Annotated in this window: 21 protein-coding genes and 1 pseudogene; 6 read left to right on the plus strand and 16 right to left on the minus strand. The window is 66.8% G+C overall.

What is annotated here, in order from left to right; all coding sequences use genetic code 11:
- Window positions 1-11 precede the first annotated feature (11 nt).
- Genes H6927_02510 through H6927_02520 form a run of 3 tightly spaced genes read right to left on the minus strand, consistent with a single transcriptional unit; the run spans window position 12 to window position 2,715 of the window.
- Window positions 12-1,166: a thiolase gene (locus tag H6927_02510; protein MCP5216970.1), complete on the minus strand. Its 1,155-nt coding sequence runs from the start codon at window positions 1,164-1,166 to the stop codon at window positions 12-14.
- Window positions 1,159-1,539, minus strand: a complete 381-nt coding sequence (locus tag H6927_02515) for an OB-fold domain-containing protein (GenBank protein ID MCP5216971.1) — start codon at window positions 1,537-1,539, stop codon at window positions 1,159-1,161. The genes H6927_02510 and H6927_02515 overlap by 8 nt, the downstream gene beginning before the upstream one ends.
- 9 nt (window positions 1,540-1,548) lie before the next feature.
- The gene (locus tag H6927_02520) at window positions 1,549-2,715 is read right to left on the minus strand and encodes an acyl-CoA/acyl-ACP dehydrogenase (GenBank protein MCP5216972.1); all 1,167 of its coding nucleotides are present in this window, start codon (window positions 2,713-2,715) and stop codon (window positions 1,549-1,551) included.
- A gap of 157 nt (window positions 2,716-2,872) precedes the next feature.
- Here H6927_02520 and H6927_02525 point away from each other — a divergent pair, with 157 nt between their 5' ends.
- Window positions 2,873-3,670, plus strand: coding sequence for an IclR family transcriptional regulator (locus tag H6927_02525; protein ID MCP5216973.1), 798 nt, complete (start codon window positions 2,873-2,875; stop codon window positions 3,668-3,670).
- Window positions 3,671-3,682: 12 nt separating this feature from the next.
- Here H6927_02525 and H6927_02530 read toward each other — a convergent pair whose 3' ends face one another.
- The gene (locus H6927_02530) at window positions 3,683-4,129 is read right to left on the minus strand and encodes a hemerythrin domain-containing protein (protein ID MCP5216974.1); all 447 of its coding nucleotides are present in this window, start codon (window positions 4,127-4,129) and stop codon (window positions 3,683-3,685) included.
- Window positions 4,130-4,350: 221 nt separating this feature from the next.
- Between H6927_02530 and H6927_02535 the strand changes: the two genes are divergently transcribed.
- On the plus strand, window positions 4,351-4,884 hold the full coding sequence (locus tag H6927_02535; GenBank protein MCP5216975.1) for a hypothetical protein: 534 nt from the start codon (window positions 4,351-4,353) through the stop codon (window positions 4,882-4,884).
- An 11-nt stretch (window positions 4,885-4,895) separates the two neighbouring features.
- On the opposite strand, the gene mnmE is transcribed toward H6927_02535, so the two are convergent.
- Window positions 4,896-6,308: a tRNA uridine-5-carboxymethylaminomethyl(34) synthesis GTPase MnmE gene (mnmE, locus tag H6927_02540; GenBank protein ID MCP5216976.1), complete on the minus strand. Its 1,413-nt coding sequence runs from the start codon at window positions 6,306-6,308 to the stop codon at window positions 4,896-4,898.
- Window positions 6,309-6,348: 40 nt separating this feature from the next.
- Here mnmE and H6927_02545 point away from each other — a divergent pair, with 40 nt between their 5' ends.
- A complete protein-coding gene (locus H6927_02545; GenBank protein ID MCP5216977.1) occupies window positions 6,349-7,596 on the plus strand; it encodes an amidohydrolase family protein in 1,248 nt (415 codons plus the stop codon).
- 80 nt (window positions 7,597-7,676) lie between these two features.
- Here H6927_02545 and H6927_02550 read toward each other — a convergent pair whose 3' ends face one another.
- The 5 genes from H6927_02550 to rpmH form a co-directional block, all read right to left on the minus strand.
- Window positions 7,677-9,263: an ABC transporter substrate-binding protein gene (locus H6927_02550; protein ID MCP5216978.1), complete on the minus strand. Its 1,587-nt coding sequence runs from the start codon at window positions 9,261-9,263 to the stop codon at window positions 7,677-7,679.
- Window positions 9,264-9,537: 274 nt separating this feature from the next.
- Complete coding sequence (gene yidC / locus H6927_02555; GenBank protein MCP5216979.1) at window positions 9,538-11,235, minus strand: membrane protein insertase YidC; 1,698 nt, start codon at window positions 11,233-11,235, stop codon at window positions 9,538-9,540.
- Complete coding sequence (gene yidD, locus H6927_02560) at window positions 11,232-11,498, minus strand: membrane protein insertion efficiency factor YidD (GenBank protein MCP5216980.1); 267 nt, start codon at window positions 11,496-11,498, stop codon at window positions 11,232-11,234. The genes yidC and yidD overlap by 4 nt, the downstream gene beginning before the upstream one ends.
- An 11-nt stretch (window positions 11,499-11,509) precedes the next feature.
- On the minus strand, window positions 11,510-11,884 hold the full coding sequence (locus tag H6927_02565; protein ID MCP5216981.1) for a ribonuclease P protein component: 375 nt from the start codon (window positions 11,882-11,884) through the stop codon (window positions 11,510-11,512).
- Window positions 11,885-11,950: 66 nt separating this feature from the next.
- Complete coding sequence (rpmH, locus tag H6927_02570) at window positions 11,951-12,085, minus strand: 50S ribosomal protein L34 (protein MCP5216982.1); 135 nt, start codon at window positions 12,083-12,085, stop codon at window positions 11,951-11,953.
- Window positions 12,086-12,431: 346 nt separating this feature from the next.
- On the opposite strand from rpmH, the gene dnaA reads away from it, so the two are divergent.
- The 3 genes from dnaA to gyrB all read left to right on the plus strand — a co-directional run bounded on the left by dnaA (window position 12,432) and on the right by gyrB (window position 17,769).
- Entirely contained in the window at window positions 12,432-13,838 is a 1,407-nt protein-coding gene (gene dnaA / locus H6927_02575) for a chromosomal replication initiator protein DnaA (protein ID MCP5216983.1), read from the plus strand.
- A 142-nt stretch (window positions 13,839-13,980) separates the two neighbouring features.
- Window positions 13,981-15,111, plus strand: a complete 1,131-nt coding sequence (locus H6927_02580; GenBank protein ID MCP5216984.1) for a DNA polymerase III subunit beta — start codon at window positions 13,981-13,983, stop codon at window positions 15,109-15,111.
- Window positions 15,112-15,195: 84 nt separating this feature from the next.
- Complete coding sequence (gyrB, locus tag H6927_02585; GenBank protein MCP5216985.1) at window positions 15,196-17,769, plus strand: DNA topoisomerase (ATP-hydrolyzing) subunit B; 2,574 nt, start codon at window positions 15,196-15,198, stop codon at window positions 17,767-17,769.
- Between the two features lie 146 nt (window positions 17,770-17,915).
- On the opposite strand, the pseudogene H6927_02590 reads toward gyrB, so the two are convergent.
- The 6 genes and pseudogenes from H6927_02590 to H6927_02615 form a co-directional block, all read right to left on the minus strand.
- Window positions 17,916-18,491: pseudogene (locus tag H6927_02590) on the minus strand (hypothetical protein).
- A gap of 73 nt (window positions 18,492-18,564) precedes the next feature.
- Window positions 18,565-19,404, minus strand: a complete 840-nt coding sequence (locus tag H6927_02595) for an ATP-binding protein (GenBank protein ID MCP5216986.1) — start codon at window positions 19,402-19,404, stop codon at window positions 18,565-18,567.
- Window positions 19,373-20,899, minus strand: a complete 1,527-nt coding sequence (locus tag H6927_02600; protein ID MCP5216987.1) for an IS21 family transposase — start codon at window positions 20,897-20,899, stop codon at window positions 19,373-19,375. Before H6927_02600 ends, H6927_02595 begins: the two co-directional genes overlap by 32 nt.
- A 189-nt stretch (window positions 20,900-21,088) precedes the next feature.
- Window positions 21,089-22,504 (minus strand): ISL3 family transposase, encoded by a 1,416-nt coding sequence (locus H6927_02605; protein ID MCP5216988.1) that lies wholly within the window; start codon window positions 22,502-22,504, stop codon window positions 21,089-21,091.
- A 24-nt stretch (window positions 22,505-22,528) separates the two neighbouring features.
- Window positions 22,529-22,924 (minus strand): hypothetical protein, encoded by a 396-nt coding sequence (locus tag H6927_02610; GenBank protein ID MCP5216989.1) that lies wholly within the window; start codon window positions 22,922-22,924, stop codon window positions 22,529-22,531.
- Between the two features lie 66 nt (window positions 22,925-22,990).
- Window positions 22,991-23,413, minus strand: coding sequence for a hypothetical protein (locus tag H6927_02615; protein ID MCP5216990.1), 423 nt, complete (start codon window positions 23,411-23,413; stop codon window positions 22,991-22,993).
- Between the last annotated feature and the right edge of the window lie 113 nt (window positions 23,414-23,526).

A 23,526-nucleotide genomic window follows, 5' to 3' on the forward strand; every position in this document is an offset into this window, starting at 1 on the left:
CGTGTTGATCGTCATCGGCTTGCGTCTGTGCCGAGAATCACCGTGGCCTGGCTGGACAGCTCGCCGCCGTTGCCATGCGCCAGCGCAATCTCGGCGCCCGCGACCTGGCGCGCGCCGGCTTCGCCGGCCAGCTGGCGCGCGGCCTCGACCAGGGTGAACAGCCCATACATGCCCGGATGCACACAGGACAGTCCACCGCCATTGGTGTTGACCGGCAGACAGCCACCGGGAGCGATACGCCCGTCCTCGACAAAGCGCCCACCCTCGCCCTTGGGGCAAAAGCCCAGGTCTTCCAGAAACAAGAGGGTGTTGATGGTGAAGGCGTCATACAGCTGCACCACATCCACGTCCTGCGGGCCGATGCCGGCCTGGGCATAGGCGCGCGCGCCGGAATCGACGGCTGCCGTCACCGTCAAATCGGGCATGGTGGAGATCATGCGGTGCTGCGTGGCCTCGGCCGCACCCAGCACATACACCGGATGCAGGCACAGTTCGCGTGCTCGGTCGCCGCGTGTCATCACCAGCGCGGCGGCACCGTCGGTCACCAGGCAGCTGTCGCGCACCGTGAGGGGCGCCGACAACATGCGCGCGGCCAGGCACTGCTGCACGCTCAGCGGCTCGCGCACAAAGGCCTCGGGATTGAGCTGCGCCCACTGACGCGCGGCCACCGCCACCTGGGCCAGTTGCTCGCGCGTGGTGCCGAACTGGTGCATGTGGCGCGCGGCCGCCAGCGCGTAGGCCGAGGCAGGCACCAACGCCTGGTATGGTGCCTCGAACGGCGAGGGCTTGAGCGAGCTTTGCAGCTTGCCGCTGGCACTGCGCTGGTTGCTGCCGTAAGCGATCAGCGCCACGTCGCACTGGCCGGTGGCCAGCGCCAATGCAGCCCACAGCACATAGGTTTGAAAGGACGAGCCGCCCACGCGGTTGTTGTTGGTCAGGCGCGGGCGTATGCCCAGGTATTCGGCCAGCCCCAAGCCAGCAAAAAAGTCCTGCGGCAGGGCAATGAACAGGCCATCGACGTCAACCGGCGTCAATCCCACGCGGCCCAGGGCCTGCAGGCTGGCGTGCACGGCCAGCTCCATGGCGCTTTGGCCCGGGGCCTCGCCGATGCCATGGGTGGCGGTGGCAACGATGGCCGTGGCCGCGCGCGGAAAGGCATCACGCATGCTCGCCCTCCCGTGGGGTAAACAAGAGCGCCGGAACGCCGTCGATGCGGCCCACCCGCGCCTGTACCGCCAGGCCGATGCACACATCCTCGGGCGCCACGCCTTCCACACGTCCCATCACGCGCGGCCCTTCGGCCAGGTCGATCAGGGCCACGGTGTAGGGCTCAGCCGGCGGGCGCGGCGCGATGACGGTAACCGAGTACACCACGCCCGCGCCGCTGGCCTCGACCCACTGCAGGTCGGTGGCGCCGGTGCACGGCTCGGCCACCCGCGGCGGAAAGATGAAAACGCCGGTGCTGACACGGCGCTGCAGCAGGAAGCGTCCTTGCTCCAGCGCCTCGAGCCAGCTGCGTTCAGGGGTGAGGTCGGACATACGGGGCGCTCAGTACGATTTCGGCAAACCCAGCACGCGCTCGGCGACGTAGGACAGGATCTGCTCGCGGCTGACGGGCGCGATGCGCGCGATCATGACCTCGCGCAGGTAGCGCTCGACGTGGTATTCCTTGGCATAGCCGAAGCCGCCGTGCGTGAGGATGGCGCGCTCGCAGGCGTGAAAGCCGGCTTCGGCGCCCAGGTACTTGGCGGCGTTGGCCTCGGCGCCGCAGTCACGCCCGTGGTCATACAGCCAGGCGGCCTTGAGCATCATCAGATGCGCGGCCTCCAGCTCCATCCAGTTGGCGGCCAGCGGGTGCTGGATGCCCTGGTTCTTTCCGATGGGGCGGTCGAACACCACGCGCTCGTTGGCATAGGCTGCCGCCTTGCGCAGTGCCACACGGCCAATGCCAATGGCCTCGGAGCCGATCAGCACGCGCTCGGGGTTCATGCCGTGCAGGATGTACTTGAAGCCCTGACCTTCCTCGCCGATGCGGTCTTCCACCGGGATTTCCAGGCCGTCGATGAACAGTTCGTTCGAGTCAACCGCCTTGCGGCCCATTTTCTCGATCAGGCGCACGGCGATCTTGCTGCGGTCCAGGTCGGTGTAGAACAGCGACAGGCCATGGCTGTGGCTCTTGCATTCCTCGATGGGCGTGGTGCGCGCCAGCAGCAGGATCTTGTCGGCCACCTGGGCGGTGGAAATCCACACCTTCTGGCCGTGTACCACGTAGCGGTCACCGCGCCACACGGCGCGGGTCTTGAGCTGCGTGGTATTCAGGCCGGTGTTGGGTTCGGTCACGCCGAAGCACGACTTGACTTGGCCCTGCACCATGGGCGGCAGGAAGCGGCGCTTTTGCTCCTCGGTGCCGAACACCACGATCGGCATCAGGCCGAAGATGTTGATGTGAAAGGCCGAGCAGCCGCTCATGCCGGCACCGGTGGCGGCCACCGTCTGCATCATCAGTGCAGCCTCGGTCACGCCCAGACCGGAGCCGCCATAGGCCTCGGGAATGGCGATGCCCAGCCAGCCGGCGCGCGCCATGGCAGCATAGAACTGGTACGGGAATTCGCCCGTGCGGTCGTGCTCAAGCCAATAGTCTTCGCCAAAGGGCGCGCACGACTGCAACACCGCCTGGCGGATGGCCTGCTGCTCGGGAGTGGTTTCAAAAGACATGGATGGGCTGGATTGCAAATTCGGGGTTTATTCTGATATAAGAATGTCTGTTCTTGTATAAGAATTATGGAAATTGCCGCGCCCGGCTGTCAACCCGGGCAAGGGTTTATCCTGAGCGCGGCGTTGGCTTCTTCAAATCCACCCAGGTGCCCATCGCATGCCTACCACAGACGACACTGACCGCAGCGCGCCGCCGCGCGCGCCCTTGCGCGTGATGCAGGTCATCACTGTGCTGGCCCGCCACCGTGACGGCCTATCTCTGGCCGAGCTGAGCGCGGCGCTGCAACTGCCCAAGACCAGCCTGTTCAGCCTGTTACGCGCGCTGGAGGGCGGCGGCTACGTGATGTCGGAAAGCGGCCACCACCGTCTGGGGCAGGAAACCTACAGCCTGGCGGCCATGATCCAGAAAACCGATGCCTTCCCCGGGAACATGCGCCCCTGGCTGGCCGAGCTGCACAAGGCCTGCCAGGAGACGGTGATGGTGGGCGTTCCCAGCAAGGATTGGCGCGAGCTGGTCTATGTGGACGTGATCGAGGCCAGCAGCTGGCTGCGCTATTCGGCCAACGTGGGCGCGCACCGGCCGCTCTATTCCACCTCACTGGGGCTGACCATGCTGGCCTTCAGCAGCACCGAGCGGCAGCGTCGGTACATGGAGGCCACGCCCCTGACAGCCGTCACGCATCACACCATCACCAGCCGCACGGCCTTGCAGCAGGCGCTGCGCCGCATTCGCGCCGACGGCTGCGCCAGCAGCAGCGGCTCGATCGAGGGCGCCACCGGCGTGTCAGCCCCGATCTTCGATGGCGCCGGCCAGCTGCACGCGGCCGTGGGCATGGCCGGGCCCACGGCGCGCTACGAACGCAATGCCGAGCACTTTCGGGCGCTGGTGGTGCAGTGCGGCGAGCAGATGTCGCGCGCGCTGGGTTTCAAGGACGACTATCCGCGCCCACGCTGAACGGCCAAGGCCTCAGCGCGGCGCCATCGCGCAGGCCCAGCCTTCGGGCATGCGCGCGTCCTGCAACGCGCGCAGCAGCGCGCCATCCTCGGTCTGCTGCGGCAGCTGGTCGGCGGCGCGGTAGAGGATTTGCTCCTCCTTCGGGTTGTGGACCTGCAGCATCTGGAACAGCTCGCGGCCCGGCTCCTGCACCGCGGCCGCATCGGCCGCCAGCAGGGTCTGGATCAGCGGCCACATCTGCCCGTGCTCGCGCTGCATGACGAAGATCGGCATGGTCAGGCCCGCGCGCTCCAGCGGGGGAAACAGCAGCGCCTCTTCCAGGTGGATGTGCTCTTGCAGCAGACGCAGCGCATCGGCCAGCACCTCGCCACGGGCGCTGCCGCGCAGCGCGGCCTTGAGGCCGTCGTCGATCTGGCGGTGCTGCGCTTCGAGCCATGCGCTGGGACGGGTCGGCTCCATCGGGGGTTCTCCTCAAAACGGTTGGGAAGGGGCGCCTCACGGTAGCGCAAGGGCAAAAAGACCGCTGCGGGCGCGGATACCCCGCCAAGGCCAGCCAGCGCAGAAATTCTTGGCAAATGACATTCATTTTTGCAACCGGGGGGAGGGCCCATGAAGCATGCCCATGGAAAATAAGCGCCCCTCCAACCGCGCCGCCTGTGGCGCCGAACGACGACGGCTCCATGCACCTTCCCGCCGCTTCATTGGGCCTTGCCGGCCTGCTGGCATGCTGCAGCGCGGGTGCCCAGCCCGCCGAGGCTGCCGCGCCGGGCTCCGAACTGGCCGGCTGGACCCTCGGCGTGTCACCCTACACCCTGCATTACTCGGACGCCCGCAAGGAACACGACTGGGAGCCGGACACGCAAAGGCATTCCCACGTCTGGCTGCTGCAGGCCGAAAAAGCGCTGGACGAGCGCCACAGCGCCGGCCTGGCCTTGTTCAAGAATTCCTTTGGCCAGCCGACCCAGTATCTGTATTACGGCTGGCGGTTTCGGCCGCTGGACAGCACGCCGGGGCTGTTCATCAAGCTGACAGGCGGGGTCATCCACGGCTACAAGGCGCCCTACCACAAGAAAATTCCGTTCAACAACCCAAGCGGCTGGGGCGTGACGGCGATCCCGGCGGTGGGCTACGAATTCACCAAGAACTGGAGCGTGCAGGTCAACATCCTGGGCAACGCGGGGCTGATGCTCCACATCAGCTACACGGTGCGCTGAACAAAACCCCGCTATTTGCCGATGCAAAAGCGCGCGAAGATCACGCCCAGCAGGTCGTCGGCGCTGAAGGCGCCGGTGATTTCGCCCAAGGCGTTCTGCGCCAGGCGAAGTTCCTCGGCCAGCAGCTCGAGCATGGGCTCGGCGCCCGCCAGATGGGCGCTGGCTGCTTTCAAATGCGCAGCAGCGCGCGCCAGCGCCTGCAGGTGGCGCTCACGCGCGATGAACAGCCCCTCGCCCGCGCCGCCCTGCCAGCCCGCCAGATCCAGCAGGCGTTGGCGCAGCGCGTCCAGGCCTTCGCCGGTGCGCGCCGAGAGGGCGATGCCGTCGGGCGGAATCGCGGCCTGGGGCGCGGCGTCGTGCTTGTTCCACAGGTGCAGCAGCGGCACGCCGGCCGCGCCGCGCGCGGCCAGGCCGTCCGCGATATGCTGTTCGCCGGCGGCGTAGCCGGCGTCGCCCTGGCGCGTGAGGTCGTGCAGCCACAGCACGGCGTCGGCCTGCTCGATGTGCTGCCACGCGCGCTCGATGCCGATCTGCTCCACCGCGTCGCCCGCCGCACGCAGGCCGGCGGTGTCCAGCACGTGCAGGGGCACGCCCTCGATCTGGATGGTCTGGCGCACCACGTCGCGCGTGGTGCCGGCAATGGGGGTGACGATGGCCAGCTCGGCGCCCGCCAGCGCGTTCAGCAGGCTGCTCTTGCCGGCGTTGGGCTGGCCGGCGATGACCACCTGGATGCCCTCGCGCAGCAGCGCGCCCTGGCGCGCACGTGCCTGCACGTCGCGCAGCGTTTGTTTCAGTTTCGATAGCTGTCCGCGCACGTCGTGCGCCGACAGAACGTCGATTTCTTCCTCGGGAAAGTCCAGCGTGGCCTCGATCAGCATGCGCAGCTGGATCAGCCCGTCGGTGAGCCGCTCGATCTCGCGCGAGAAGGCGCCCGCCAGCGAGCGGCTGGCCGAGCGCGCGGCCTGCTCGGTGCTGGCGTCGATCAGGTCCATCACCGCCTCGGCCTGCGCCAGGTCGAGCTTGTCGTTGAGGAAGGCACGCTCGGTGAACTCGCCCGGCCGCGCCAGGCGCAGGCGCGGCAGCAGCGGCTGGCCGGTGGCGGCGTCCGGCTCGGTGGCCGCCTGCAAGCAGCGCGCCAGCAGCAGCTGCAGCACCACCGGGCCGCCGTGGGCCTGCAGCTCCAGCACGTCCTCGCCGGTGTAGGAGTGTGGCGCCGGAAAGTACAGCGCCAGGCCGTGGTCGATGGGGCTGCCGTCGGCGTCCAGAAACACGCCATACGTGGCATGCCGTGGCGCCGGCGTGCGCCCGGTGAGCGCGCGCGCCAGCGGCAGCAGGCCGCGCCCCGACACGCGCACGATGCCCACCGCCCCGCGCCCGGGGGCGGTGGCGATGGCGGCGATGGGATCGGGCGCGGCGGCGTGCATGGCATGATTGTCCGCGACTGCCAACTGTCGACTTCGCACCATGAGCCTGACCCTGTTCAAGAACGTCCACGTGCTCGACGTGCGGCGCGGCGTGCTGCTGCCCGATCACGCGGTGCTGGTCGAGGGCGATGCGATCCGCGAGCTGAGCGACAAGCCCATCGCCAGCCCCGGCGCCCGCGTGATCGACGGCGGCGGGCGCACGCTGATGCCGGGGCTGATCGACTGCCACGCGCACGTGACCTTTTCGCAGACCAACCTGGGCCTGCTGGCGGGCACGCCCAGCACCACGCTGGCCTTGCGCACGCTGCCCATCCTGCGCGGCATGCTGCGCCGGGGCTTCACCACCGTGCGCGATGCGGGCGGGGCCGACTGGGCGCTCAAGCAGGCCATCGAGGACGGCATGGACGGCACCGTGGTCGGCCCACGCCTGTTCGTCAGCGGCCCGGCGCTCAGCCCCACGGGCGGGCACGGCGACTTTCGGACGCGCTCCGATCGCCTGCAGCCCGTCGGCTGTGGCTGCCAGCGGCTGGCCAGCACGCGCGTGGTGGATGGCGTGGACGCCGTGCGCGGCGCCGTGCGCGAACTGCTGCAGATGGGGGCCGACCAGATCAAGATCATGTCCTCGGGCGGCGTGGCCTCGCCCACCGACCCGATCGACGCGCTGGGCTATTCGCTGCATGAGACCCGCGCCATCGTCGATGAGGCCGCGGCCCGCCACACCTACGTTCTGGCCCACGCCTACACGCCCGCGGCGATCCGCCGCGCGGTGGAGTGCGGCGTGCGCAGCATCGAGCACGGCAACCTGATCGACGCGCCCACCGCCGCGCTGATGGCCGCGCGCGGCGCCTATGCCGTGCCCACGCTCATCACCTACGAGGCGCTGGCACGCGACGGCGCGCGGCTGGGCCTGGGGCCCGAGAGCGTGGCCAAGATCGAGCGGGTGCGCGCGGCGGGCCTGCGCTCGCTCGAGGTCTTCAAGGCCGCGGGCGTCAAGCTGGCTTTGGGCACCGACCTGCTGGGCGCCTCGCACGCGCTGCAGAGCGAGGAGCTGCTGATCCGCGCCCAGGTTCAGACGCCGCTGGAAGTGCTGCAAAGCGCCACGCTGATCGGCGCCGAGCTGCTGGGGCAAGGTGGGCGCCTGGGCGAAATCGCCCCCGGCGCCTTGGCCGACCTGCTGCTGGTGGACGGCAACCCCTTGCAGGACCTAGCCTGCCTGGCCGGCCAGGGCGAGCGCATTACGCTGGTGATGCAGGGCGGGCAGCTGCGCTTGAACACGCTGGCCGCGTAAAAAAACCCCGGCGCCTCGCGGCCCCGGGGTTTTGAATCAAATCGGGCTGTAGCCCGCGACAACAAAGCGCAAACAGCTATTTATTTGATAGTTGTCCAGATCGGCATCGGGCGGTCGTCCGCGCGGTGGATGGTGTTCACGTTCTTACGCATGGCCCAGGGGCGAACCTGATCGTGCAGCGGCAGGTAGTTGTAGTCGTCCTTCACGATCTGCAGCGCCTCGTGGATCATGCCGTCGCGCTTCTTGGTGTCCATCTCGACCTTGATGCCGTCGATCAGCGCGTCCAGCTTGGGGTTGCTCATGCGGCCGTTGTTGAAATTGCCCGAGGCGCCGCCCTGGGGGTCGACGGTGTGCATCAGCGAGTCCAGCGTGTACAGCGCGTCGAACGTGGCCACGCCCCAGCCCAGCATGTAGGCGCTGACGTCGAACTTCTGGATCATGGCCGAGTGGATCGACATCGGGTTGGTCTGCAGCCGGGTCTTGACGCCGGCCTTGGTCCACATCGCCGTCACCGCCTGGCAGATCGCCTCGTCGTTGACGTAGCGGTCGTTGGGGCAGTTCAGCGTCAGCTCGAAGCCGTCGGGGTAGCCCGCGTCGGCCAGCAGCTTCTTGGCGGCCGCGACGTCGTACTTGGACGCGCGCGTGGCCAGCTCCTTGGTCCAGCCGTTGACCATGGGCGCGATCATGGTGCCGGTGGGCTTGCCCAGGCCGCGCATCACGTTGCGCTCGATGGCGGCGATGTCCACCGCCTGGTACAGCGCCTGGCGCACGCGCTTGTCCTTCAGCGGGTTCTTGCCCTTGACGTTGGAGCCCACCAGCTCGTCGCGGAACTGGTCGAAGCCGAGGTAGATGGTGCGGTTTTCCAGCCCGTCCAGCACCTTCAGGTTGGGGTCGCGGCGCATGCGGTCGATGTCCTGCACCGGCGGGTCCTGCACCAGGTCGACCTGGCCCGAGATGAGCGCGGCCGAGCGCGTGGCCGCCGACTTGATGGGCGTGAACACCACCTCGTCGATGTTGCCCTTGGGCTTGTCCCACCAGGCGTCGTTCTTGACCAGCGTGAGCTTGGTGTCGGGCTGCCAGGACACCAGCTTGAACGGGCCGGTGCCGTTGGCGTTGCGCGAGGCAAAGTTTTCTTCCTTGGCCTTGTAGTCCTGCGCCTTGACCGAGTTGTTCTTCTCGGCCCAGGCCTTGTTCATGATGTAGGAGCCGGTCAACTCGCGCAGCACCACGGGGCTGGGGCCCTTGAGGATCAGGTCGACCGTGTGGTCGTCGACCTTCTTGGCCTCCTTCACGCTTTGCACGTAGGCGCCCATGTTGGAGGGCGGCGTCATGGCGCGGGTGATGGAGAACACCACGTCGTCGGCGGTGAACGGCGCGCCGTCGTGGAACTTAACGCCCTTGCGCAGCGTGAAGCGCAGCTGCGTGGGCGTGACGAAGGTCCATTCGGTGGCCAGCCCCGGCACCACCTCGAACTTCTCGTTGTAGCGCACCAGCGTCTCGTACACCATCTGCTGGTAGGCCAGCGTGGTCTGGTGGTTCTGGCCGTGCGGGTCGAAGGTGAGGATGTCGTTGGCCCCGCCGATGCGCAGGGTGGCGGCGCCAACGGGCTGCAGCAGGGCCAGGGTGGCGGCGGTGATCAGGCCGAACTTGAGGGCGGCGTGTTTCATGGGTCTCCTGAATTCGTGAAGGGATGAACAGGGCATCCTACACAAAGCAAAGGCCGCTGGAAGGCGGCCTTTGGAGGGGTGCATGGGGGTTTTTACCGATCGGGAGAACTTCGGCAGGTGTCACAGGCGGTTTTGCCGCACATCGATCACCAGGAGCCCGGTGGCCGCGGAGCAGGCCAAGCGCGTAAGCCCCTGGCCGGGGTCCCCCCGGTCAGAGGGCGTGCCCCCTGAAAGGGGGAAGGCGCAACAGCGCGCAGCGCGTGGAGACTGGGGGTCAGGAAAATTTCGGCAGGTTGAACTGCGGCGGCACGCCCATGCGCTTGTTGATGATCCACTGCTGGGCGATGGACAGCAGGTTGTTGGTGACGTAGTACAGCACCAGGCCGGCCGGGAACATGAAGAACATCACGCTGAACACCAGCGGCATGATCCACATCATCTTGGCCTGCATGGGATCGGGCGGCGCGGGGTTGAGCGCCGTCTGCAGCAGCGTGGTCATCGTCATCACCACCGGCAGGATGAAGTACGGGTCCTTGGCCGACAGGTCGTGCACCCAGCCGATCCAGGGCGCGCCGCGCATCTCGACCGACGACAGCAGCACCCAGTACAGCGCGATGAACACCGGAATCTGCACCAGCATGGGCAGGCAGCCGCCCAGCGGGTTGACCTTCTCCTCGCGGTAGATGCGCATCATCTCCATCTGCATCTGCTGCGGCTTGTCCTTCAGGCGCTCGCGCAGGGCCGTGATCTTGGGGTTGAGCGCCTTCATCTTGGCCATGCTGCCGTAGGCCTTGGCGTTGAGCCAGTAGAACGCGATCTTGAGCAGCAGCACCAGCGCCACGATGGACCAGCCCCAGTTGCCCAGCACCTTGTGGATCTGGTCGAGCAGCCAGTACAGCGGCTTGGCCGCGATGGTGACCCAGCCATAGTCCTTGACCAGCTCCAGCCCCGGCGTGACCGACTCGAGCATGGTCTCCACCTGCGGGCCGACGAACAGGCGCGTGTCCACGGCCTGGTGGGCGCCGGGGGCGATCTCGGCCAGCGGCGCGATCATGCCGGCGGCGTACAGGTTGGGGCCGATCTGGCGGGCGAAGTTGTCGTGCGGCGTGTCGGGCGCGAACATCCAGGCGCTGGCGAAGTAGTGCTGCACCATGGCCACGTAGCCATCGCTGGCCTGCTTCACGAACTCGGCCTTGCCCTTCTCGATGTCGCCGAAGCTGACCTTCTGGTACTTCTTGGCGTCGGTGTAGAAGGCCGGGCCGGTGAAGGTGGAATAAAACGGCGTCTTGCTGCCCGGCTCGGCGCCGTGGCGCACCAGCTGCACGTACAGCTGCGGGCGCACCGGCTGGCTGCCGTCGTTGATGACCTCGTTGCGCACGCCGATCACGTAGGAGCCGCGCGTGAGGGTGTAGGTGCGCACCAGCTTGACGCCGCCCACCACCGGCGAGGTGAACGTCACCACCAGCTGCTGCGCGCCGTCGGCCAGCGCCTTGTCGCCGCCGAAGGCCATCGGCGTCTTGTGGTTGGGAAAGGCCCCGCCGATCAGGCCCGACTGCGCCTGATACACCTCGTTGCTCTGGCTGTCGAACAGCAGCACGTGGCGGTCGGCCTGCGTGTCGTCGGGGTACTTCAGCAGCTCGCTCTCGATCACCGAGCCGCCTTCGGTGTCGAAGGTGAGCTTGAGCACGTCGGTGCTGACGGTGATGCGCTCGTGCGCCACCGCGGCGCCCTCGGACACGGGCGGCTGGCCGCTGGCGTTGGCCACGGCGCCGCCTGAGGGCACCGCCGCGGGCGTGCTGGCGGCCGCGGCCGGCGGCACGGCCGACGCGCCCGCGCCAGGCTTGGCCGCCACCGGCGAGGCGCTGGGAAAGAACGTGGCCTTGTGGCCGTTGTGCACCTGCCACTGGTCCCACAACATGACCAGCGAGAAGGCAAAGATCACCCAGAGAATGGTGCGGCGGATGTCGTTCATGACGGCTTGGAAGGGTGATCGGACAGATGGGAGAACAGGCGGGGGCGCTCGGCGGGCACCGGGTCACAGCCGCCCGCGCACCAGGGGTGGCAGCGCGCCAGCCGGCGCAGCGTCAGGTAGCTGCCCATGGCCGCGCCGTGCTGCTCCAGCGCCTGCAGCGCATAGCGCGAGCAGGTGGGCTCGAAGCGGCAGGCCGAGCCCAGCCAGGGCGACAGCAGCAGCCGGTAGCCCTTGACCAGCCCGATCAGCAGCCGCTGCATCATGCTCATGCCGCTCATGCCGGCTCCCGCCTCAAAAGCTCGAGCAGCTCGGCGCGCACGGCGCACCGCAGCGCGGGCGAGCTGGCGCTGACAAACTGGGCCGACGAAAACGCCGTGTGCAGGCGCACCAGCCGCGCCGCCGGTTGCGGCTGCGCGCCGCCCAGGGCATAGACCTGGCGGCGAATGGCGTTGCGCGTGACCGCCCGGCGCGCCCAGCGCTTGGGCACCATGGCGCCCAGCCAGCCGGCGGGCGCGGGGCCGAACAGCTCGGCCTCCGGCGCGCGCTCGGCCGGCAAGACCAGGCGATGCAGGGCGAAGTGGGCCGTGCGGGCCACGGGGCGATGCGCCAAAAGCGCCTGGAACTGCGCACGCGTGCGCAGCCGCTGCACGCGGGCCGGCGCGCCCTCAGGGGGCGGTGCGGCAAGCCCGGCAGCCACAGGCGTGGGCAGCCAGGCTCAGACCGCCAGGCGCTTGCGTCCCTTGGCGCGGCGCGCGTTGATCACCGCGCGGCCGCCGCGCGTCTTCATGCGCACCAGAAAACCGTGCGTGCGCGCACGGCGCGTCTTGGAAGGCTGATAAGTACGTTTCATGGATCGCCCCTTGAGGAATCTGGATGCTGCGTGCGTCGGGCCCCGGCCTTGGCCGGTCTGGGCAAACCACCCGGGGCGCCCGCACACACCGCACGCGGCAGGCGGCGCAGGCACCGCCCGCTGACCCGAACCCGCCAGTTGAGGAAAACCGCCGATTATCGCAAAGATTTCCAATGCAGCCAATGCCTTGCGCGCACGGCGGCGGCGGCGGGGTGCACGAAGACCCGGCCCGGTCGACATCCGGCCTTGTGGACAAGTGGCCATCTCCCTACAATCGGCGCGGACGGGAGCGGCCAGTTGTCCACAATCTGGACACGGCACCTTAGAAACAATTGAACACTTTTTCGTGATTTCCGATTCAACCCAAACCCTGTGGCCAGGCTGCCTGGACGTGCTGGCGCAGGAATTGCCCGAGCAGCAGTTCAACACCTGGATCAAGCCGCTGTCGGCCCAGGCGGCGCCCGACGGCTCGCGCCTGACGCTGCTGGTGGCCAACCGCTTCAAGATGGACTGGATCCGGGCGCAATACGCCACCCGCATCGTCGCCACGCTGGAGCAGCTGGCCGGCCATCCGGTGCAGCTGGAGTTGGCGCTTGCTCCGCGTGCAGCTGGCGCCAGCCGGCCTTCTCCGCTGGCCAACGGTGCCGCCCCTGGCGTCGGCCCCGAGCCTGCCGGCGCAGCGCCGGGCGAGCCCGCCGGCGCCCCGGCGCGCGAGGCCGCCGAGGGCGCGCACCGCAGCCGGCTGAACAGCGCACTGACCTTCGACGTGCTGGTGGAGGGCTCGGCCAACCGCATGGCGCGCGCCGCGGCGCTGCACGTGGCGGGCGCGCCCGGACGGCTGTACAACCCGCTGTTCATCTACGGCGGCGTGGGCCTGGGCAAGACGCACCTGATGCATGCGGTGGGCAACAAGCTGCTGGCCGACCACCCGGACGCCAAGGTTCTCTACATCCACGCCGAGCAGTTCGTCTCGGATGTGGTCAAAAGCTATCAGCGCAAGACCTTCGACGAGTTCAAGCAGCGCTACCACTCGCTCGACCTGCTGTTGATCGACGACGTGCAGTTCTTTGCCAACAAGGACCGCACGCAGGAGGAATTCTTCAACGCCTTCGAGGCGCTGCTGGCCAAGAAGAGCCACATCGTGATGACCAGCGACACCTATCCCAAGGGGCTGACGGACATCCACGAGCGCCTGGTGTCGCGCTTCGACGCGGGGCTGACGGTGGCCATCGAGCCGCCCGAGCTGGAAATGCGCGTGGCCATCCTGATCAACAAGGCCGGCGGCGAGGGCGCGCAGATGCCCGAGGAGGTGGCCTTCTTCGTGGCCAAGAACGTGCGCTCCAACGTGCGCGAGCTGGAGGGCGCGCTGCGCAAGATCCTGGCGTATTCGCGCTTCAACCAGCGCGAGATCTCGATCCAGCTGGCGCGCGAGGCGCTGCGCGACCTGCTGTCCATTCAAAATCGCCAGATCAGCGTGGAGAGCATCCAGAAGACGGTGGCCGACTATTACAAGATCAAGGTGGCCGACATGTACAGCAAGAAGCGCCCGGCCAGCATCGCCCGCCCGCGCCAGATCGCCATGTACCTGGCCAAGGAGCTGACGCAAAAAAGCCTGCCCGAGATCGGCGAGCTGTTTGGCGGCAGAGACCACACCACCGTGCTGCACGCCGTGCGCAAGATCGCCGGCGAGCGCCAGCAGCTGACCGAGCTCAACCAGCAGCTGCACGTGCTGGAGCAGACCCTGAAAGGCTGACTCCCACCATGCCCCGACGCCATCGAAACCACCTGCAAAAGCAGCGACAATATGGGGTTTGCCAACCTTGGCGCTCCCGTGTCCCGGGCGGGCCCGTGCCCCGCGCCGGGACTTCGACCGTGCCCACAACCCAGAGGAAGACATGATCGTTCTGAAGACCTCCCAAGACACCCTGCTGGCGGCCCTTCAGTCGGTTTCAGGCATCGTGGAGCGGCGCCACACGCTGCCCGTGCTGGCCAACGTGCTGCTGCGCAAGAACGGCCCCACGATCGAGCTGACCACCAGCGACCTCGAGATCCAGATCCGCACCCAGGCCGAGCTGGGCGGCGACGCCGGCAGCCTGGCCACCACCGTGGGCGCGCGCAAGCTGATCGACATCCTGCGCACCATGCCGGCCGACCAGACCGTCAGCCTGGAGGCGCAGCAGGCCAAGCTGATCCTCAAGGGCGGCAAGAGCAAGTTCACCCTGGCCAGCCTGCCGGCCGAGGACTTTCCGCTGGTGCAGGAGGCGCCCGGCTTCGGCCCCGCCTTCAGCGTGCCGCAAAAGACGCTCAAGACCCTGCTGGGCCAGGTGGCCTTTGCCATGGCGGTGCACGACATCCGCTACTACCTCAACGGCATCCTGTTCGTGGCCGAAGGCAAGACGCTCAGCCTGGTGGCCACCGACGGCCACCGCCTGGCTTTTGCCAGCAGCCAGCTGGACGCCGAAGTGCCCAAGCAGGAGGTGATCCTGCCGCGCAAGACCGTGATCGAGCTGCAGCGCCTGCTGTCGGACGCCACCGCCCCCGAGGGCCAGGCCGCGCCCATGATCGAGATGCAGTTTGCCGCCAACCAGGCCAAGTTCAGCTTCGGCAGCATGGAGTTCGTCACCAAGCTGGTCGAGGGCAAGTTCCCCGACTACAACCGCGTGATCCCCAAGAACCACCGCAACCACGTCACCCTGGGGCGCGCGCCGCTGCTGGCCAGCCTGCAGCGCACGGCCATCCTGACGAGCGAGAAGTTCAAGGGCGTGCGCCTGTCGTTCGAGCCCGGCACGCTGCAGATCGCGTCGAACAACGCCGAGCAGGAAGAGGCCGTGGACGAGCTGGACATCGACTACGGCGGCGACTCGATCGAGATCGGCTTCAACGTCACCTACCTGATCGACGCGCTGGCCAACATGAGCGCCGAGGAGATGATCCGCATCGAGCTGGCCGACGGCAACAGCTCGGCGCTGATCACCCTGCCCGGCAACGACAACTTCAAGTATGTGGTGATGCCGATGCGCATTTGAGTATGCTCACTTTTTGAGAGCTGCTTGCGCAACAAACCCGCCCGCGTTGGCGGGTTTTGAGCTTCAATTGATGGAAAGAATGCGATGACCGATGCCACCCCCACCCCCGAATCCCCGTCGGCCGCCGGCGCCAGCGGCGGCTATGGCGAGGGCGCCATCCAGATCCTGGAAGGGCTGGAGGCGGTGCGCAAGCGCCCCGGCATGTACATCGGCGACACCAGCGACGGCACCGGCCTGCACCACCTGGTGTTCGAGGTGGTCGACAACTCCATCGACGAGGCGCTGGCCGGCTATTGCGACGACATCGTGGTCACCATCCACGCCGATGGGTCCCTGAGCGTGGTGGACAACGGCCGCGGCATCCCGACCGGCGTGAAGATGGACGACAAGCACGAGCCCAAGCGCTCGGCCGCCGAAATCGCACTGACCGAGCTGCACGCGGGCGGCAAGTTCAACCAGAACAGCTACAAGGTCTCGGGCGGCCTGCACGGCGTGGGCGTGTCCTGCGTCAACGCGCTGTCCCGCCAGCTGCACCTGATCGTGCGCCGCGACGGCAAGAAGCACGAGATCGAGTTCAGCCGCGGCTTTGTCCAGAATCGCCTGGTCGAGACGGTGAACGGCGTCGAAGTCTCGCCCATGCGCGTCACCGGCACCACCGACCAGCGCGGCACCGAGGTGCGCTTTCTGCCCGACACCGAGATCTTCAAGGAAAACAACGACTTTCACTACGAGATCCTGGCCAAGCGCCTGCGCGAGCTCTCGTTCCTGAACAACGGCGTGCGCATCCGCCTGGTGGACGAGCGCAGCGGCAAGGAAGACGACTTCTCGGGCGCCGGCGGCGTGCAGGGCTTCGTCGGCTTCATCAACGGCAGCAAGAAGGTGCTGCACCCCAACCCCTTCTACGCCACCGGCTCGCGCCCGGCCGAGAGCTACGGCGGCATCGCCGGCACCGAGATCGGCGTCGAGGTGGCCATGCAGTGGAACGACGGCTACAACGAGCAGGTCCTCTGCTTCACCAACAACATCCCGCAGCGCGACGGCGGCACCCACCTGACGGGCCTGCGCGCGGCCATGACGCGCGTGATCACCAAGTACATCGAGGCCAACGAGCTGGCCAAGAAGGCCAAGGTGGACGTGAGCGGCGACGACCTGCGCGAGGGCCTGGTCTGCGTGCTGTCGGTGAAGGTGCCCGAGCCCAAGTTCTCCAGCCAGACCAAGGACAAGCTGGTCTCCAGCGAGGTGCGCGCGCCGGTGGAAGACATCGTCGCCAAGTCGCTGGCCGAGTACCTGGAAGAGCGCCCGAATGACGCCAAGATCATCTGCGGCAAGATCGTCGAGGCCGCGCGCGCGCGCGAGGCGGCGCGCAAGGCCCGCGAGATGACGCGGCGCAAGGGCGTGCTGGACGGCTTTGGCCTGCCCGGCAAGCTGGCCGACTGCCAGGAGAAAGACCCCTCGCAGTGCGAGATCTACATCGTCGAGGGCGACTCGGCCGGCGGCAGCGCCAAGCAGGGGCGCGACCGCAAGTTCCAGGCCATCCTGCCGCTGCGCGGCAAGATCCTGAACGTGGAGCGCGCCCGCTACGAGAAGCTCTTGTCCAGCAACGAGATCGTCACCCTCATCACGGCGCTGGGCACCGGCATCGGCAAGGCCGCCGAGGACGGCAACGGCAAGAGCGGCAGCGACGACTTCGCCATCGACAAGCTGCGCTACCACCGCATCATCATCATGACCGACGCCGACGTGGACGGCGCGCACATCCGCACCCTGCTGCTCACCTTCTTCTATCGGCAGATGTCCGAGCTGGTCGAGCGCGGCCACATCTACATCGCCCAGCCGCCGCTGTACAAGGTCAAGTCCGGCAAGGAAGAGCTGTACCTGAAGGACGACGCCGCGCTCGACGCCTTCCTGCTGCGCGTGGCGCTGAAGGACGCCGTGGTGCACCCCGGCGGCACGGCCCAGCCCATCACCGGCGAGGCGCTGGCCGAGCTGGCGCGCAAGCACCAGGTGGCCGAGGGCGTGATCGCGCGCCTGTCGGCCTTCATGGACGAAGAAGCCCTGCGCGCCATCGCCAGCGGCGTGGTCATCGACATGGACACGCCCGAGGCCGCCGCCGCCAGCGCGCGCGAGCTGCAGTCGCACCTGCACGAGCAGCAGGCCAACGGCGGCGCGCCCGAGGTGGCCGCCGTGCAGGACCCGCGCACCGACCGCACCGTGCTGCGCATCAGCCGCCACCACCACGGCAACATCAAGAGCAGCGTCATCCCGCAGGAGTTCGTGCACGGCGGCGACTACGCCGCGCTGGTGGCCGCGGCCCAGACCTTCAAGGACTTGCTGGGCGAAGGCGCCAAGGTGACGCGCGGCGAAGGCGAGCGCCAGCGCGAGCAGCTAGTGGCCAGCTTCCGCGAGGCCATGCAGTGGCTGATCGCCGAAGCCGAGCGCACCACCAGCCGCCAGCGCTACAAGGGCCTGGGCGAGATGAACCCCGAGCAGCTGTGGGAAACCACCATGGACCCCGCCGTGCGGCGCCTGCTGCGCGTGCAGATCGAAGACGCCATCGCCGCCGACCAGGTCTTCACCACCCTGATGGGCGACGAGGTGGAGCCGCGGCGGGTGTTCATCGAGACGAATGCGCTGCGGGCAGGGAATATTGACGTTTGACCAGGTGTCGGCGCGCGCAAAGTTTTGCCGATATCCACGCAAAGTTTTGCCGCTCGAACCAAATTCAGGTGGGCAAGGGTGAGCCGGGCCGCCTGCGGATGGCGGTTCGCCGGCGCAGGCCTGCAGAGGTAGGCTGCGCTTCGGCCTCAGCCCCCGCGCCTTCGGGCGTATTCGCGGAGCCGGCGGTAACGGGTGTCCTGCGCAAGTTTTGGCTCAGCTTGTTCGATCTCGCTCAGGCACCGACCAAGCTCTTGAGGCGCCCATTGCTGGTCTGCAATCACGGCGTTCAACAGCACCAGTGCATCAGCGGGGAACTGACTGCACAAGCCAGACTTCTGCAGTAGACGAACCGCATAGTGCGGGTGTTCAATCGGCCGCAACCAGTCCTGAACTGCAGCCACGGCCGCCGGGAATTCACCCCTGGCTGCAATGGCAAGTCGGGTCAAGTATTCGGCGATTCGCGGGGTGGCCAGATCGCGAGACTTGGGCCAGACCTGTTGCCAGAACGGTAGTACGCGGTTCCTCCAGTAATCCTCGCGCTGCTCGGCAGCGCCTTCTAACGCCTGCGAAACCGACCGCGCGGATTTTTCGAGTCCGTCCTGCGGCAACGCACCGATCGCCGATCGGAAGTCTTCAGGCAAGTATCCATCGGTCGGTCCCAACGCCGCATACGTCAGAATGGCAGCGAACTGTTGGCGGTGCTCACCAAGTTCGGCATAGTGGTGTTGATTCATCAGCACAACTGAGCCAGTGATCACGTTGAATATTGAGCCACTGGGTTGATGGATTCTTTGACTATTCGGTTGTGGATAAGTCTATCGGGTCTGCTGTTTTTCGATCTCCTTTCTGGCTCTTTGGGCGTTGCTTTGGGGGAGCCGCGCCAGCGGCACTGGAGTGCTTGAATCGCCAGCTCTCGTTGCCCGTCTCGACGATGTGGCAATGGTGCGTGAGCCGGTCAAGCAAGGCCGTGGTCATCTTGGCGTCTCCAAAGACGCTGCTCCACTCCGAGAAGGTGAGGTTGGTGGTGATCACCACGCTCGTTCGCTCATAGAGTTTGGAGAGCAGGTGGAACAGCATCGCGCCGCCCGACTGCGTGAATGGCAGGTAGCCCAGTTCATCCAGGATCACCAGATCGACGTACATCAGGCGGTGCGCCATTTGCCCGGCCTTGTTCTGCGCCTTCTCCAGCTCCAGGGCGTTGACCAGCTCCACCGTTGAGAAGAAGCGCACCCGCTTGCCATGCATGCGAATGGCCTCGATCCCCAGGCTCGTGGCCAGGTGGGTTTTACCCGTGCCGGGGCCACCAACCAGCACCACGTTGTGCGCCGACTCCACGAAGCGAAGGGTGTGCAACTGGCGCACCAGTGCTTCGTCGAGCTGCGCGTGGGCGAAGTCAAAGCCGGCGAGGTCACGGTGCGAAGGGAAGCGCGCCACGCGCATCTGGTAAGCCATGGAACGCACCTCACGCTGAGCGGTCTCGGCCTTGATGAGCTGGTGCAGCACGGCCTCATGATCCAGCGACTTCATGCGGGCGGTGCCCAGTACCTCCGGCCAGGCACTGGCCATGCCGTGCAGGCCCAGCGCTTTGAGGGCATCAATGACGTCATGCATGGTCGGACTCCGGTGATGCCTCATGAGGCTGGACGTTGCGCAGTGCGTCGTAGCGCTGCAGGTTGGCCAGTGGCGGCGTGTTGAGCTTGAGCATCGTGGCCACCGGTGGCTCGGGCACGCGCTGCTCCTTCAGACGCGAGAGCACGTTGAGCACGTGCTCGGCACTCACCCGCCCGGACTGCAGCGCCAGCTCTACCGCCACCACCACGGCCTCCAGTCCATGCAGGCTCACCCCCATGAGCACCTGCGCCATCACCCTGTCGCCACCGCTGTGGCGCAGCAACTGGCGCTGCATTTCCTGCAGTGGCTCGGGCATGGTCTTGAAGGGCGCGCCGTTGCGCAGCGCGCCGGGCTTTCGCTCGATGAGCGCGATGTAATGCATCCAGTCGTAGAGCGTCTGATCACGTTCGAAGCTGCGCGCCAGGCGCACCTGTCGCCCATCGGGCCCGACCACCAGCAGGCCATCCGCGTAGGCCCGCAGACTGACCACCGCATGAATCCATTCACACGGCACGCTGTAGCGGTTGCGCTGGAAGTGGATCAGTGCGGTCGCAGAGACCCGTACCGGCTGCTCCACGTAGCCATCAAACGCACGGGGGTTGGGCATGAGACGAGCACGTTCGTCCTGCCAGACATCGGCCACCGTGAGCTGAGTCCATTCCGGGTGACTCATCTCAGCCCAGGCCTTCACGCAGGCCTGCTGCAACCAGTCGTTGAGTTCACCAAGCGTCCCCCAGCGCCGCTCGCTGGCCTCACGCCAGATGTCCTTGCGCCGATCCTGAACGTTCTTCTCCACGACCCCCTTCTCCCAGCCGGCGGCCCGGTTGCAGAACTCCGGCTCGAACAGGTAGTGCCCGGTCATCGCCTCGAAGCGTGCATTGACGCTGCGCTGTTTGCCATGGCCGACCTTGTCCACAGCGGTCTTCATGTTGTCGTAGATGCCCCGCCGGGGCACGCCACCGAAGAGGGCGAACGCCCGTGCGTGCGCATCGAACAGCATCTCGTGCGCTTGGCTGTAGTACGCCACCAGGCAGAAGGCGCGACTGGCCGCCAGCTTGGTGTGTGCCACTTCCAGGCGGCGGCGCAGCCCGCCGATGAACAGGTACTCGCAGCTCCAGTCGAACTGGAACGCCTCGCCCAACTCGAAGCTCAGCGGCACGAACCCCGCACCACGCGCAGCGTTGCCTTGCTCTTGCTGCCAGCGCTGGGCAAAGGCGTAGACCGGCCCTCGGCTGCCGCTGTAGCCCTGCGCGCGCAGCGCCTCAAACATGGCCTTGATCCCGCGTCGATCGCGTTTGCTGCGATGGCTATCGGCCTTGAGCCATTGGCTCAACTGCTCCTTGTACGGATCCAGGATGCTGGGGCCCGACACCCGCTGCGGGTATCGGGGTTCGGCCATCTGCCCGTCTTTGAGCCACTTGGTGGCTGTGTTGCGCGAGATGCCCAGGCGCCGGCTGGCCTCGCGCACCGACACGTCCTGCCTCAGCACGAGGCGGCGTAACTTGCTCAATGTGCTCACGTTGATCACTCCTGCTCCCCCGTGCTGAAAAATTCAGCAGGATAGAGCGGCAACGTGGCTCAAATTTCAACGTGAATGCGTCCCGAAATGGCCCAGCTTTGGAAATGAATCAACAGTCGAGGTCTTTGCTCATGGTGCAGCCCGGGCGAACCGCACCGTGGACTGCATAGGTCCAAGTGAAAATTTTGGCTATCCGGATTTCTGTGTTGAAGGAGGCTTCCGGTGATTGAGTGCCTCCGTGTGGAAACCGACGTTGCACAGCCCGCAAATGAGCTGCTGCCGGCGGGTGTTGCCGCGCACCAGAACGACCACGTTCGCCTTGTCGTCCTTGGTCCGTCCCAGCTCGCAGCCGCAGCTCTGGCACCGGTTGCCCTGTTCCCGCTTCAGGAGCTGCAACTGGGTGGGGTTGGCAGGGTAGACGGTCGCCAGCCGCCACGGCTCCAGCGGCCCCTTGCCGTACAGGAGACGGGCGCGCAGCACCTCGAAGGTGTACCCCCGGCCCTGCCGGTTGATGGTCTTGGCGACCCCGTTCAGCGCCTCGGTGTAGGCGTTGGTGATGGGGTGGTCGAAGTACGCCAGAATCTCCGTCCGCCAGTTCTTCATGGCGGTCGTGAGAGTCTTGAAGTCCGCCTTCAGGCTGGCTGGGATGGTCCCCGGGAAGGCGTCGAAGGCCGCCACGGCCTGCGCCTTGGGCAGGTCGTAGATGTTGTAGAACGCCTCTTTCAGCCCGTAGGCGGCGGCCAGCTCGGGCTCGTTGGCCAGCCACATGTCCAGATTGAACCGGCCCTTCTCGGCCAGCTTGGCGTACCGCATGTTCAGCATCGCCTTGGACTGGAGCCACAGGCGCCGCTCGCCAGCCTTGCGCTGCTTCTGGAGCCGGATGCGGACCCGCTCCATGCAGTAGTTCGCCATGCGGACGACGTGGAACTTGTCGATGACCACCGGTCGGCCAGGGAACATCTGGTGCGACACGTCCCGGTACGGCCGCCACATGTCGATGGCCACGCCCTTGACCCAGTGCCGGTCCTTGAACCGGTGCAGCCACCCCGCCAAGGTCGCCTTGTCCCGGTCCGGCAGCATGTCGAGGATGCGGCGCTCCCCGATGTCCGTCAGGACGCAGCGCATCTTCCCGTCGATTTGGGTCTCGTCGATGCCCAGCCAGTCTGGCATCTCCGGCCGGTGGCTGGCCTCCAGTTCGGCCATGTACTCCGCCCCCAGCGTCCGGACCGTCTTGTCGTCGCACCCCACGTTCTCCGCGATGCGGGTGAAGGTGTCCCGCAGGCTGTGGGCCTTGATGTAGGTGGCGCAGCGCTCCGTCATGCGCCGGCCCTCCAAGATGCCGCCCAGCGGCTGCAGGAAGGTCTCCTTGCAGGAGGTGCACCGGTATCGCTGGACCTTCGCCCGCAGCTTGGCCGGCTTCCCGCGCATCGGAATGTCGACGTAAGTAGTAGCTTTGGTGCCGTGCCGGTAGATGCAGTCGAGGGTGCCGCACTTTGGGCAGGCGGTAGGCATGGGCAGCGGGTACTCCGCCTCCAGCACGTCCGCCCCGTCCTCCTCGGTGCGACCCAGCACCGTCCAGCCCTTCAGGTCGAGGATGTCCGTCATCCCCGGATTGTCGTGTGGATGGGGTCACCGCTTGTCAATGGCGGCGAGGTACTTGGCTCGGGCGGCGTTGGCTCCCGCTGCGTAGTCGGTATCACCGTCACAGCGGTCGGAAGCGATGACAGCCCGGATGCGAGACAGCTCGCGCACCAGCATTTGCTGGGTGAAGGTGGCAATCCACACCGGCACATCGTTCTCCAAGACCGTGCCCTTGATGTACTTGGGGAAGGCGGGCTTCTGCCGGACGAGCTGCTCGGCAGCGCCCAACACGTCCTGCCAAGCCGGCAGCGCCGGCCTCTGGGGCGTGTCGATGCCCATTGGCGGGTCGCACACCTCCTCTTTGCCATGCTTCGCCATCGTCTGCCGGGCCAGTTTCCTTGCAGCGTCAATCTTGGCCAGCGCGCCCTCGTAATTCTCGTTCATAGCAGGAACCTCAGGATGAACCACGCGCAGTACAGGGCTGCGCAGATGAAGAAAAAGGCAGTCAATTCACTTCTCTCGGACCAAGACTTGAGCCGCCCGGAGAACCTCGCGTGCGAAGGTGCTGGGCAGGATATTCCCCGCCGCATCGAACGACCGACCCAAGCAGTCGGCCACATCTTGGTCCGTCAGCCGAGGCATCCGGTCATCGCATCCGTTCGCGCAGGAGCCCGTCTCGTTGCAGTAGTCTGCGTGCGGACATGGGCCGGTGGTCGCCTCGCCGTGATGCCACAGGAATGCGCAGTAGGCCGCCACATCCAGTGGGTCCCCTTTTGCAACGTGCTTCCGCAGTTCCTTGCGACACTCGCCCATCCAGTCGTCAGTCGCCCACCCGTCGGAGTAGCCGTACTTCTCCTCTGCGGCGGCGAGTTTTTCCTTCAGAGCTGCGGCGAACCGGTCCACAAGGGCGGCGGTCTTAGGATGCAGTTTCACTTGGTTTCCTTTCCACACGAAAATCCGACTCAGGAGGATACTGCATGGTCACCTGTTCCACAAGTTATTCCGGAGAGCCCGGATAGTGCACCGGCGCGAGCGGTTCGCCTGCC

Source organism: Burkholderiaceae bacterium (genome assembly GCA_024235995.1).
Classification (GTDB): Bacteria; Pseudomonadota; Gammaproteobacteria; order Burkholderiales; family Burkholderiaceae_C; genus Ottowia.

Excerpts from the sequence above, each read along its gene's own strand:
- H6927_02510 (MCP5216970.1), bottom strand. The coding sequence starts at position 1,166 with ATGCGTGATGCCTTTCCGCGCGCGGCCACGGCCATCGTTGCCACCGCC.
- H6927_02515 (MCP5216971.1), bottom strand. The coding sequence starts at position 1,539 with ATGTCCGACCTCACCCCTGAACGCAGCTGGCTCGAGGCGCTGGAGCAA.
- H6927_02520 (MCP5216972.1), bottom strand. The coding sequence starts at position 2,715 with ATGTCTTTTGAAACCACTCCCGAGCAGCAGGCCATCCGCCAGGCGGTG.
- H6927_02525 (MCP5216973.1), top strand. The coding sequence starts at position 2,873 with ATGCCTACCACAGACGACACTGACCGCAGCGCGCCGCCGCGCGCGCCC.
- H6927_02530 (MCP5216974.1), bottom strand. The coding sequence starts at position 4,129 with ATGGAGCCGACCCGTCCCAGCGCATGGCTCGAAGCGCAGCACCGCCAG.
- H6927_02535 (MCP5216975.1), top strand. The coding sequence starts at position 4,351 with ATGCACCTTCCCGCCGCTTCATTGGGCCTTGCCGGCCTGCTGGCATGC.
- mnmE (MCP5216976.1), bottom strand. The coding sequence starts at position 6,308 with ATGCACGCCGCCGCGCCCGATCCCATCGCCGCCATCGCCACCGCCCCC.
- H6927_02545 (MCP5216977.1), top strand. The coding sequence starts at position 6,349 with ATGAGCCTGACCCTGTTCAAGAACGTCCACGTGCTCGACGTGCGGCGC.
- H6927_02550 (MCP5216978.1), bottom strand. The coding sequence starts at position 9,263 with ATGAAACACGCCGCCCTCAAGTTCGGCCTGATCACCGCCGCCACCCTG.
- yidC (MCP5216979.1), bottom strand. The coding sequence starts at position 11,235 with ATGAACGACATCCGCCGCACCATTCTCTGGGTGATCTTTGCCTTCTCG.
- yidD (MCP5216980.1), bottom strand. The coding sequence starts at position 11,498 with ATGATGCAGCGGCTGCTGATCGGGCTGGTCAAGGGCTACCGGCTGCTG.
- rpmH (MCP5216982.1), bottom strand. The coding sequence starts at position 12,085 with ATGAAACGTACTTATCAGCCTTCCAAGACGCGCCGTGCGCGCACGCAC.
- H6927_02580 (MCP5216984.1), top strand. The coding sequence starts at position 13,981 with ATGATCGTTCTGAAGACCTCCCAAGACACCCTGCTGGCGGCCCTTCAG.
- gyrB (MCP5216985.1), top strand. The coding sequence starts at position 15,196 with ATGACCGATGCCACCCCCACCCCCGAATCCCCGTCGGCCGCCGGCGCC.
- H6927_02595 (MCP5216986.1), bottom strand. The coding sequence starts at position 19,404 with ATGAGGCATCACCGGAGTCCGACCATGCATGACGTCATTGATGCCCTC.
- H6927_02605 (MCP5216988.1), bottom strand. The coding sequence starts at position 22,504 with ATGACGGACATCCTCGACCTGAAGGGCTGGACGGTGCTGGGTCGCACC.
- H6927_02610 (MCP5216989.1), bottom strand. The coding sequence starts at position 22,924 with ATGAACGAGAATTACGAGGGCGCGCTGGCCAAGATTGACGCTGCAAGG.